Annotated in this window: 11 protein-coding genes; 6 read left to right on the top strand and 5 right to left on the bottom strand. The window is 69.2% G+C overall.

Annotated elements, in window-relative coordinates:
- Nucleotides 1-155: 155 nt before the first annotated feature.
- Nucleotides 156-944, bottom strand: a complete 789-nt coding sequence (locus tag QK444_RS06770) for an SDR family oxidoreductase (RefSeq protein ID WP_282778154.1) — start codon at nucleotides 942-944, stop codon at nucleotides 156-158.
- Nucleotides 945-1,000: 56 nt separating this feature from the next.
- On the opposite strand from QK444_RS06770, the gene QK444_RS06765 reads away from it, so the two are divergent.
- From QK444_RS06765 to QK444_RS06745, 5 genes are all read left to right on the top strand, one after another.
- Entirely contained in the window at nucleotides 1,001-1,765 is a 765-nt protein-coding gene (locus QK444_RS06765) for an enoyl-CoA hydratase family protein (RefSeq protein WP_195144960.1), read from the top strand.
- 4 nt (nucleotides 1,766-1,769) lie between these two features.
- Nucleotides 1,770-2,645 carry a CoA-transferase gene (locus QK444_RS06760; protein ID WP_282778145.1) on the top strand — a complete coding sequence of 292 codons (876 nt, stop codon included), beginning with the start codon at nucleotides 1,770-1,772 and terminating at the stop codon, nucleotides 2,643-2,645.
- Nucleotides 2,642-3,400: a CoA-transferase gene (locus tag QK444_RS06755; protein WP_282778143.1), complete on the top strand. Its 759-nt coding sequence runs from the start codon at nucleotides 2,642-2,644 to the stop codon at nucleotides 3,398-3,400. The genes QK444_RS06760 and QK444_RS06755 overlap by 4 nt, the downstream gene beginning before the upstream one ends.
- Nucleotides 3,397-4,485 carry a nitronate monooxygenase gene (locus tag QK444_RS06750; RefSeq protein WP_282778141.1) on the top strand — a complete coding sequence of 363 codons (1,089 nt, stop codon included), beginning with the start codon at nucleotides 3,397-3,399 and terminating at the stop codon, nucleotides 4,483-4,485. The genes QK444_RS06755 and QK444_RS06750 overlap by 4 nt, the downstream gene beginning before the upstream one ends.
- Before the next feature lie 379 nt (nucleotides 4,486-4,864).
- Entirely contained in the window at nucleotides 4,865-5,398 is a 534-nt protein-coding gene (locus tag QK444_RS06745) for a Uma2 family endonuclease (RefSeq protein ID WP_282778139.1), read from the top strand.
- A 187-nt stretch (nucleotides 5,399-5,585) separates the two neighbouring features.
- Here QK444_RS06745 and QK444_RS06740 read toward each other — a convergent pair whose 3' ends face one another.
- The 4 genes from QK444_RS06740 to QK444_RS06725 all read right to left on the bottom strand — a co-directional run bounded on the left by QK444_RS06740 (nucleotide 5,586) and on the right by QK444_RS06725 (nucleotide 9,351).
- Nucleotides 5,586-6,014: a DUF4189 domain-containing protein gene (locus QK444_RS06740; protein ID WP_282778137.1), complete on the bottom strand. Its 429-nt coding sequence runs from the start codon at nucleotides 6,012-6,014 to the stop codon at nucleotides 5,586-5,588.
- 136 nt (nucleotides 6,015-6,150) lie between these two features.
- A complete protein-coding gene (locus tag QK444_RS06735; RefSeq protein WP_282778152.1) occupies nucleotides 6,151-7,533 on the bottom strand; it encodes a solute carrier family 23 protein in 1,383 nt (460 codons plus the stop codon).
- Nucleotides 7,534-7,806: 273 nt separating this feature from the next.
- On the bottom strand, nucleotides 7,807-8,466 hold the full coding sequence (locus tag QK444_RS06730) for a hypothetical protein (RefSeq protein ID WP_282778135.1): 660 nt from the start codon (nucleotides 8,464-8,466) through the stop codon (nucleotides 7,807-7,809).
- Between the two features lie 309 nt (nucleotides 8,467-8,775).
- Nucleotides 8,776-9,351 carry a TetR family transcriptional regulator gene (locus QK444_RS06725; protein ID WP_282778133.1) on the bottom strand — a complete coding sequence of 192 codons (576 nt, stop codon included), beginning with the start codon at nucleotides 9,349-9,351 and terminating at the stop codon, nucleotides 8,776-8,778.
- Nucleotides 9,352-9,457: 106 nt separating this feature from the next.
- On the opposite strand from QK444_RS06725, the gene QK444_RS06720 reads away from it, so the two are divergent.
- A complete protein-coding gene (locus tag QK444_RS06720) occupies nucleotides 9,458-10,891 on the top strand; it encodes an FAD-dependent monooxygenase (RefSeq protein WP_282778132.1) in 1,434 nt (477 codons plus the stop codon).

Here is a 10,891-nt window from a genome sequence, read left to right as displayed (position 1 = left end):
CCTTTTTTTTTTCGCCTAAATACCTAACCCTTTGTGGCTTATTTTTGGCGTCGGGGGGCCCCCCCCCCCGCGCCCCCGGTGGATGAGTGGTATCCGGAGTCCGCGGGCCCAGCCCCCGCGCCCCGGCGGCCGTGAGGTTCTCGGGCTCCACCCGGCTAGCCCCCTGCTGCCGAGGGCACCTCGGCGGTGGAGGCGTCCAGGAAGGCGGGCTTCTCGCCGCCGCCGTGGACCAGCAGGGTGCCGCCGCTGATGTAGGAGGCCAGCGGGGAGGCCAGGAAGGCGGCGGAGCGGCCGATGTCCTCGGGGGTGGCCAGGCGCTGCAGCGGGACGGTGCCGCTCACCGCGGCGATGCCGTCGTCGTCGCCGTAGTGCAGGTGGGAGCTCTCGGTCTCGACCATGCCGCAGATGACCGAATTGATCCGGACCTTGGGGGCCCATTCGACGGCGAGCGACGAAACCAGGCTGTCCACACCGGCTTTCGCGGCACCATAGGCGGCGGTGCCGGGCGAGGGCCGGTGCCCGCTGACGCTGGAGATCATCACGATGGAACCGCCGCCGCGCTGTCGCTGCATCACCTCGTTGGCGGCCTGCGACACCAGCAGCGGCGCGAGCAGGTTCAACTGCACGATCTTCGAGTGGAAGTTGGCGCTGGCGTCGGCGGCCAGCGCGAAGGGCGCGCCACCGGCATTGTTCACCACGGTGTCGAGCCGCCCGTACTTCAGCACGAGGGTGTCGACGAGTTTCCGCACCGAATCCGGATCGCGCACATCGCACGGCAGGAAGTCGATCGCCCGGCCGTCCACCTCGACGGGCATGTCGGCGGGTCGGCGCGCACAGGCCACCACGGTCGCACCGGCCTCCAGGAAAACCCGGCTGATCCCGGCTCCGACGCCGCGCACGCCGCCGGTCACCAGGACGACGGAGCCGGAGAGGTTCACTTCGATTGCCACCGTGCTAACCTACCAAGCACTTGCTTGCTTTGCCAACGATGGGACATTCGATGGGGATCAACCGTCACACCGAATCCGACGGCGTGGAAGTCGTCACTGTCGACTACCCGCCGGTCAACGCCCTGCCCTCGGACGGCTGGTTCGCCCTGGCCGACGCCGTCCGCGAGGCGGGGCGCGACCAGAACACCCGGGTGGTGGTGCTGCGCGCCGAGGGGCGCGGATTCAACGCGGGCGTGGACATCAAGGAGATGAACCGCGACACCGGACATACGGCCCTGATCCGCGCCAACCACGGCTGCTTCGAAGCTTTCGCCGCCGTCTACGACTGCCAGGTCCCCGTCGTGACCGCCGTGAACGGCTTCTGCCTCGGCGGCGGCATCGGCCTGGTCGGCAACTCCGACGTCATCGTGGCCTCCGACGACGCCACCTTCGGCCTGCCCGAGGTGGATCGCGGCGCGCTCGGCGCGGCCACCCATCTCGCACGCCTGGTCCCCCAGCACCTGATGCGCACCATGTTCTACACCGCGGGCACCCTCACCGCGCAGCAGCTGTACCACTACGGCTCGGTCTACAAGGTGGTGCCGCGGCCCGAACTCGACGCCGCCGCGATGGAGGTCGCCAAGAACATCGCGAACAAGGACGGCCGCGTCATCCGCGCCGCCAAGCGGGCGCTGAACGGGATCGACGTGCAGGACGTGCACCGCTCCTACCGCTACGAGCAGGGCTTCACCATGGAACTCAATCTCGCGGGCGTGGCCGACGAGATCCGGGCGCGCTTCGACGACGATCTGGCCGCGCAGAAGAAGGGGAAGTAGAGCCATGCGCGACAAGCGAATGTCCCTGGACGACGTGGTCGGCGAACTGCGCAGCGGAATGACCATCGGCCTCGGCGGCTGGGGTTCCCGGCGCAAGCCCATGGCCTTCGTGCGGGCACTGCTGCGGTCGGACATCACCGATCTGACCGTGGTCAGCTACGGCGGGCCGGACCTCGGCCTGCTGTGCTCGGCCGGCAAGGTACGCAAGGCGTACTACGGTTTCGTCTCCCTGGACTCCGCGCCGTTCTACGATCCGTGGTTCGCCAAGGCGCGCACCGAGGGCGCGATCACCGTGCGTGAGATGGACGAGGGCATGGTGAAGTGCGGCCTGCAGGCCGCCGCCGCCCGCCTGCCGTTCCTGCCGATCCGCGCCGGATTGGGTTCGGCCGTAATGGATTTCTGGGAGGGCGAGCTGAAGACGGTCGAGTCCCCCTATCCGACCGACGGCCGGACCGAGACCCTGGTCGCCATGCCCGCGCTCGACCTGGACGCCTCCTTCGTCCATCTGGACCTGGGCGACAAGCACGGCAATGCCGCCTACACCGGCGTCGATCCCTACTTCGACGATCTGTACTCGCTGGCGGCGCAGCGCCGGTACCTCTCGGTGGATCGACTCGTGGAGACCGACGAGTTGGTGAAAGCCGTTCCGCAGCAAGCGATCATCCTCAACCGCATGATGGTCGACGGCGTGGTGGAAGCCCCGGGCGGCGCGCACTTCACCTTCTCGGGCAGCTACGGCCGCGACGAGCGGTTCCAGCGCCACTACGTGGAGGCCGCCAAGACGCCCGAATCGTGGGCGGAGTTCAGGGCGCGCTACCTGGACATCCCCGAGGACGAATACCAGTCCGCCGTCCGCGCTTTCGCCGAGGAGCAGAAATGAGCGACACCGCCGTAATCACCCGGGCCGAGGTCTGCGTCGTCGCGGCGGCCGAGATCTTCCGCGGCGCGGGCGAGATCATGGCCAGCCCCATGTCCACCGTCACCACCATCGGCGCGCGGCTGGCGCGGCTGACCTTCGAGCCGGATCTGCTGCTCTCCGACGGTGAGGCGCTGCTGCTCGCCGAGGTTCCGCCCATCGGGGGCAAGGCGCCCATCGAGGGCTGGATCCCGTTCTCCAAGGTGTTCGACGTGGTGGCCTCGGGTCGCCGCCATGTGGTCATGGGCGCGAATCAGCTGGACAGGTACGGCAATCAGAACCTGTCGGCCTTCGGTCCGCTGCAACGTCCGACCCGGCAGATGTTCGGCGTGCGCGGCGCTCCCGGCAATACCGTCAACCACGCCACCAGCTACTTCGTGCCCAAGCACAGCAAGCGGGTGTTCTGCGAGAGCGTCGACATCGTCTCCGGGATCGGCTACGACAGGATCGATCCGGAGAATCCGGCCTACCGGTTCCACCATCTGCACCGGGTGGTGTCGAACCTGGGCGTCTTCGACTTCGGCGGACCCGGGCACACACTGCGCGCGCTGTCGCTGCATCCGGGCGTCACCGCCGACGAGGTCGCCGAGAACACCTCCTTCGAGATCGCCGGGCTGGCCGAGGCGGGCGAAACCCGGCTGCCCACCGAGGAGGAACTGCGGATCATTCGAACGGTGCTGGATCCCAAGGGTTTCCGGGAGAAGGAAGTGACATCGTGACCGCCCGGCTGCGCACGCCGCTGACCGAACTGGTCGGCATCGAACACCCCATCGTGCAGACCGGGATGGGCTGGGTCGCCGGACCCGGCCTGGTCTCGGCCACCGCCAATGCGGGCGGCCTGGGCATTCTGGCCTCGGCCACCATGACCTTCGCCGAACTGGAAGCGGCCATCGCCAAGACCAAGGCGCAGACCACCAAACCGTTCGGCGTGAATATCCGCGCCGACGCCAGCGACGCCCCCGAACGCATCGAACTGCTCATTCGCGCGGGGGTGCGGGTCGCCTCCTTCGCCCTCGCACCCAAGCAGGAGCTCATCGCGAGGCTGAAAGACGCTGGTGTGGTGGTGGTTCCGTCCATCGGCGCGGCCAAGCACGCGGTGAAGGTGGCGAAGTGGGGTGCGGACGCGGTGATCGTGCAGGGCGGCGAGGGCGGCGGGCACACCGGCCCGGTCGCCACCACCCTGCTGCTGCCCTCGGTGCTCGACGCCGTGGACATTCCCGTAGTTGCCGGCGGCGGCTTCTTCGACGGGCGCGGGCTGGCGGCGGCGCTGTCCTACGGTGCGGCCGGGGTCGCCATGGGCACCCGCTTCCTGCTCACCCAGGAGAGCAGCGTGCCGGACGCGGTGAAACAGGAGTATCTGCGGCGCGGACTCCAGGACACCGTGGTCTCCACCAAGGTCGACGGCATGCCGCACCGGGTGCTCAATACCGAACTGGTGCAGCGGCTGGAACATTCGGGCCGCACCCGCGGGTTCGTCGCCGCGGCGGCGAACGCGCTGAAGTTCAAGGGCATGACCGGCATGACATGGTCGACCATCGTCAAGGACGGTCTGGCCATGCGCAAGCACAAGGACCTCACCTGGTCGCAGGTCATCATGGCGGCCAATACCCCCATGCTGCTGAAAGCCGGTCTGGTGGAGGGCAATACGCAGGCGGGTGTGCTGGCCGCGGGCCAGGTCACCGGCATCATCGAGGACCTCCCCACGGTCGCGGACCTCATCGACCGCATCATCGACGACGCGGTCGCCCGCATCGACGACCTGAACTCCTACCGCGTCACCGACCCCGAATCCGCAACCGCCTGAACCCTGCGACCGCAGGCCCCCTGCGACCGCTTGGCCCTTGCGACCGCAGGTCCCTGCGACCGCCCGACATGTGCGTCACGGCCCGGACCCGTGACCCCCTGATCCGCGCGGCAGACACGATTCGCCGCGCAACCCGACGGATCCGGACCATCCCGTCCGATCCGCGGCGCGACCACCACCTACCGGTCGCGCGAGCCGCCCCCGGTTCCTCTCGCCCGGGGGCGGCCTTCGCGCTTTTCGGCGGACTGGGCAACACCGCCCTGGCACCTGCAAGCGCCGACCTGCGGAAAAGCACTCGAGCTATGTTTGAGGCGACCGTTCGCAATGGGTTGGAGTGATTTCCGTGAGCGTTCCCGCCATGCACCCACGGCCGGGAAGTTTGCGCGTTACCGCAGAGCAGATCGAACGCGCCACGGGACTGCGCGTGGAAATCCTGGGCGGCCACCTCGTGATGTCGCCGCCGCCGCGCGGTAAGCACGCGGGAACGATCCGCAGGCTGCGCGTTCAACTCGAGGCGCGAATGCCGCCCGGTCTCGCAACTTACGAGGTGACCTCGATCGGCATGCCGGACGATGCCGATGACTACTGCACCCCCGGTCTGGTAGTCCTGCCCGACGCCTGGGACGTGGACGATTCCTGGCTGGCGGATCCGGCCGATGTCGAACTGGCGGTCGAGGTTATCTCGCAGTCGGAGAAGGCTCCACGGATCACCGACAAGAACGGCTGGTACAGCGCAGCCGGAATTCGAACGCTACTGGTCCTCGATCCACGATTCGGACGCTGGTCGGTGTTCACGCATCCGAGGGCCGGTGAGTACCACGGCCAGCTCACCGGGGAATACGGTGAGCTGGCTCCGCTGCCGGAGCCGTTCGGCTTCGCTCTCGATACCGAGTCTCTGCCCGTCTATCGGTGAGGACTCGACACCCCGTGCGCGCGGTCCGCGGCCGGATTCCTCGATGCTGCGGTCGGCGATCTGGGCCACGCCGACCGCCACCTGTTCGTCGGCGTGTGCCCTCGCGGCATCCGCCGATGCTCGCCCGGGTGGCGGTCGGTTCTGTGCGGCGCGAGCTCGAATCAGCCGCTCGTCAGCCCAGGACGACTCAAGCGGCGTTAGCGGTGCACACCACGGTGTGCACCCACGCCCCGCTCAGTTCGGAGGAGCCGAAGCTGGCCAGTGGCGCGGTGGGCGTGTACTCGCCCAGGCGGGAGTATGCCGCGTCCTCGGCCTCCTTTCGGGTCGGACCGCTCGCAGCGGCGGCGCCGTCGGCACTCTCCACGATGACCCCACACCCGTTGGCCCACGACAACCAGATCTCACAGTCGTCCGCACCGCAGTCCGCGAGAGCAGCCTGCTTGGCCGTTTCGAAGCTCGGCGTGTTGACGCCGACGCCGGACTGCCACATCGACGGGCTGAAGGCGATCGCGGCGAACTGACCCCCGACCGCATTGGCGGCGCCGGCACCGGCCAGCGATCCCACGACCAACCCGGCGGCGGCCACGAAGCCGCCGATCTTGCTCATCTTGCTCATTACTCAGTGGTCCTCACTCACAGTCGCTCCGGTACGGAGCTACCAAGATCATCCACGAATCGGCTGTGATGCACACGTCGTGGCTCGCTCTCGGCCCCCACCCGGGTTCCCCTGTCATCCCGCTGTCGGCGGGCGGCTACCGGGTGGGCGGCTCGTCGTAGGAGGAGGTGCCCTCGTCCAGCAGCGGCTCCTCCACCTTGAAATGCGCCGGGGCGAACAGGCGCAGCACGTGGTAGCCGGTGATCACGACAATGGTGCCCAGCGCGATGCCGGAGAGGGTGAAGTTCTCGGTGATCTCCATGCTCACATTGCCGATGCCGATGATCAGGCCCGCGGCGCACGGCACCAGGTTGAGCGGATTGCGCAGGTCGACTTTGGCATTGGTCCAGATCTGCGCGCCGAGCAGGCCGATCATGCCGTACAGGATGACGGTGATGCCGCCGAGCACACCGCCCGGAATGGCGGCGACCACCGCGCCGAACTTGGGGCACAGGCCGAACAGCAGCGCGAACAGGGCCGCCGCCCAGTAGGCGGCCGTCGAATAGACGCGGGTGGCGGCCATGACGCCGATGTTCTCGGAGTAGGTGGTGTTGGGCGGGCCGCCGAAACCGGTGGAGAGCATGGAGGCCGCACCGTCGGCGGCGATGGCGGTGCCGAGTTTGCCGTCCAGATCGTCGCCGGTCATCTCGCCGACGGCCTTGACGTGGCCGACATTCTCGGCGACCAGCGCGATGACCACGGGCAGCGCGACCAGGATCGCCGACAGCTCGAAGGCCGGGGCGTGGAAGTCCGGCAGGCCGATCCAGGCGGCGTCGGCCACCCCGGACAGATCCAGCCGCCAGTGCTCGGTGACCGCCCCGCTGCCGTCGGCGGAGGTGATCGGGCCGAGAATCCGGTCCAGCAGCCACGACAGGCCGTAGCCGAACAGCAGCCCCAGGAAGATCGCGATGCGCGCCCAGAAGCCACGCAGCGCGACAACCGCCAGACCGGTGAACAGCATGGTGAGCAGCGCCGTCCACTGGTCCTGCGGCCAGTAGGTGGAAGCGGTGACCGGCGCCAGGTTGAAGCCGATGAGCATGACCACCGCACCGGTGACCACCGGCGGCATGGCGGCGTGGATGATGCCCGCACCGAACCTGCGCACCGCCAGACCGATGAGGAACAGGGCCGCGCCGACCGCCAGGCAGGCGCCGGTAATGGTGGCGATACTGCCGCCGTCGGCCTTGATCACCGCGGCCACGCCCACGAACGAGAGCGAACAGCCCAGGTAGCTGGGCACCTTGCCGCGGGTGGCGAGCAGGAAGATGGCGGTGGCGACGCCGGACATCATGATGGCGAGGTTCGGATCCAGCCCCATCAGCACCGGGGCCACGAAGCTCGCGCCGAACATGGCGACCACATGCTGGGCGCCGAGCCCGAAGGTGCGCGGCCACGACAACCGCTCATCGGGTTTGACGACCGCGCCCGGGGCGGGAGTCCGCCCGTCGCCGTGCAGCGTCCAACGCACGCCGAGGTCCATACTCACTCCGCTTTCTACGGGTCCGAACAATGCTGCGAGCATCGTAGGCGAGCAAACGCTCGGCTTCGCGCCGCGGCGGAGGGGCGGGAGTCCGACGGGCGCGGCAGCCCGGCCCGGACTCGGCGAGCACCACAGCGATAGTCCGCAGCAACCACGACGAGCCTCCGCGAGCACCGGGAGGCCCGACCCCCACGAGCGTGAATGAGATTTCGACGTGCGCACCCGGCCGGGAGCCGACGATCGGCGACGAGCAACCGGTCCCGGTGCGGCGGGCTAGAGGCCGTACCGCCGTCGGATGTGTGGAGGTAGGGCGTGCGGGTTCTCGTCGGTGCTGTCGAGGTCGTCACCGGGAAGTTGCCGCGGCTGGCGGGGCGCGGGTCGAGTGGGCCGCCGCGTCGGCGGGTGGGGCTGTGCTTGCCCACCCTGCGCCCCTGGCGCGGACTGCCCGAGCGCACCGGTTGCGGGCGGGAGTACACCGGTGGGTGGTGTAGAGCCGACCACGGCCCCACACCGCGTCGGCACGGCGGATGGTGCCGGGTCGCTTGCGGGCTGCTGCCGCATCGACCGGGCGGGATGCCGCCGCGTGCGCTCGGCGGACTCCGCCTCGATCTCGATGAAGTGGTGCAGCGCCGCGGCAATGGTCGGGTCGGTGACCAATTCCCGGCGCAGGTCCGCCACCTGGTCGGCGGCCTGCCGTAGGGCTTCGGTATGCGCGGCCGAAATCGCCTGTGCCAGCACCGGATCAGCGAGCTCGAGGGCGGTGATGCGGCCATCGGAGGCGACCTCGATTCGAATCCCGGCCGACACCGCCGCCCCGCGCACCCGCTCGATCCCGTCCTGCACGCGGCGGGCCGTGCGCGCGATCTCCTCGAACCGTCCGGCCACCGATGCCGACATGCCGACCTCACCTCCCGCGCTGCCGTCCACCGGCATCGACACTCCAACCGCACCACTGCGCTCCCCGCACGACCACCCCCCCAAGTCATCCACGTCCACCTCGCACACGCGCCGGATCACCCACGCACCCCCGTCATCCGTGCGACCCACGTCGCCGAGCGCCGGATCGCCCGCACGGTCGATGCCATCTACGCGGCAGAGTTGTCCGCGACGGCCACTTCACCCGCACGCTCGGCGTCGGCACTCATACCTGCGCGGCTCGGTCGTAACGTGGCTCGGGTCGCACGATCCATGGTGGTCGATCCGGTGCTCGTCGGGGGCGGATCGGGTGTTCTCGCACCGGTTTCAGGCGGATGGGTTCGGGGTTCCGTCGAAGTAGCGCTGCACCGTGGGGCCGAGCCAGGTGACGAGTTCGTCGGTTCTCATGGCTACCACCGGGGGCAGGCGCAGGACGTAGCGGCACAGGGCGACGCCGAGCATTTGGGTGGCGATGAGGCCCGCGCGGGTGATCGCGTCGGCCGGTGCGGCGCCGCGCGCCACGATCATGGGCACCACCTGGCCGCCGAACACCTCGCGCATCTTCTGGGCCGCACCGTCGTTGGTGACCGCGGCGCGCAGCAGGGCGGCGAGGGATTCGTCGGTATCCCAGCGCTGGACGGCGAAGGACACCAGGGCCGTGCCCAGTTCGGAGATGGGGACGTCGGCGAAGTCCGGGAGCCGCAGGTCGATATCGGCAGCCAGGGCGAACAGTTTGTCCTTGGAGCCGTAGTAGCGCATCACCATGGCCGGGTCGATGCCGGCGTCGGCCGCGATGGCGCGAATGGTGGCGCGGTCGTAGCCGTCGCGGGCGAAGCGTTCGCGCGCCGCGGTGAGGATCGCGGCCCGAGTCGCGTCGGACCGTCTGGTGCGTTCCGCAGTCATGTCAACAAGTGTAGGCCAACAAGTGTTGACCAAACGCCGTCGTGGCTCTATCGTTGTCAACAAGCGTTGGCCAACAGATGTTGACCGAATAATACCCTTGGAGGACATGATGATTCCCGAAAAGACCGATGTCCTGGTGATCGGCGGCGGACCTACCGGACTCATGCTCGCCGGGGATCTCGCGCGAGCGGGCGTCACGGTGACCCTGGTGGAGAAGCACGCGCACGGCTCGGAACTCACCCGCGCGTTCGGCGTGCACGCCCGCACCCTGGAGCAGTTCGACGCCCGCGGCATCGCGGACGAGGTACTCACCGGCGGAGCCACCCTGGACAAGCTGCGGCTGTTCGAGCACGCCGTGGTCGATCTGGGCAAGCTGCTCGACAGCCGCTTCCCCTACCTGCTCATCACCCCGCAGACCCACGTCGAGGACGTGCTGCGCAAGCGCGCGCTGGAGGCGGGTGCGAACCTGGTGACCGCCGCCGAACTGATCACCTTCACCGACACCGGTGACGGCGTCGACGCCGAGGTGCGCTACGAGGATTCGGTCCACCCCGTGCGGGCGCGGTACCTGGTGGGCGCGGACGGCTACCACAGCCGGGTGCGCGAAACCCTCGGCCTGGAGTTCCCCGGCAAGTCGGTGCTGAAGTCCATCACGCTGGCCGACGTCCAGCTCAGCGAACCGCCCCAGGATGTGCTGGCGGTCAACGGCGTCGGCGACGCCTTCGCCTTCATCGCGCCCTTCGGCGACGGCTGGTACCGGATCTTCGCCTGGAACCGCCGCAATCAGGTGCCCGACAGCGAACCGGTGACGCTGGAGGAACTGCGCGAGGTCGTCACCCGGGCGCTCGGCACCGATTTCGGCATGCACAGCCCGCGCTGGCTCTCGCGCTTCCACAGCGACGAGCGGCAGGTCGAGTCCTACCGGGTCGGCCGGGTGTTCCTGGCCGGCGATGCGGCGCACGTGCATTCACCCGCCGGCGGTCAGGGCATGAACACCGGCATCCAGGACGCCGCCAATCTGGGCTGGAAGCTCGCCGCGGCCGTGCAGGGCTGGGCTCCGGAGGGCCTGCTGGACACCTACCACGCCGAACGGCATCCGGTCGGCGCGGAGGTGCTGCGCAGCAGCGGCGCCATCATCCGCGCGGCCATGCTGGAATCCAAGCTCGGGCAGCTGGTGCGCAACACCCTGGCCGGTGGCGCGCTGTCGCTGCCGCCCGTCGCGCACAAGGTGGCCGGATCGCTGTCGGGCATCGGGTTCGCCTATCCGCGCAAGCACGGCACGGATCACCTGGTGGGCACCCGCGCCGCCGATATCGAGCTCACCGACGGCCGGCTCTACGAGGCGCTGCGCGACGGCAAGTTCGTCCTGGTCACCGCCGCCGCGACGGCGGTACACGGGCAGGACGACCGGGTCCGGATCGCCGTCGCCGCGGACCCCGACCAGCGGCCCACGCTGGTCCGCCCGGACGGCTACATCGCTTGGGTCGGAGCCCGGGGCGCCGTGGATCTGGATGCGGCACTGGCGGATTGGGTCCACTGA

It is taken from the genome of Nocardia sp. CC201C, from assembly GCF_030010695.1.
Classification (GTDB): Bacteria; Actinomycetota; Actinomycetes; order Mycobacteriales; family Mycobacteriaceae; genus Nocardia; species Nocardia otitidiscaviarum.
The sequence above is the reverse complement of the archived record's forward strand: the minus strand, read 5'-3'. Positions and strand labels throughout refer to the sequence as shown.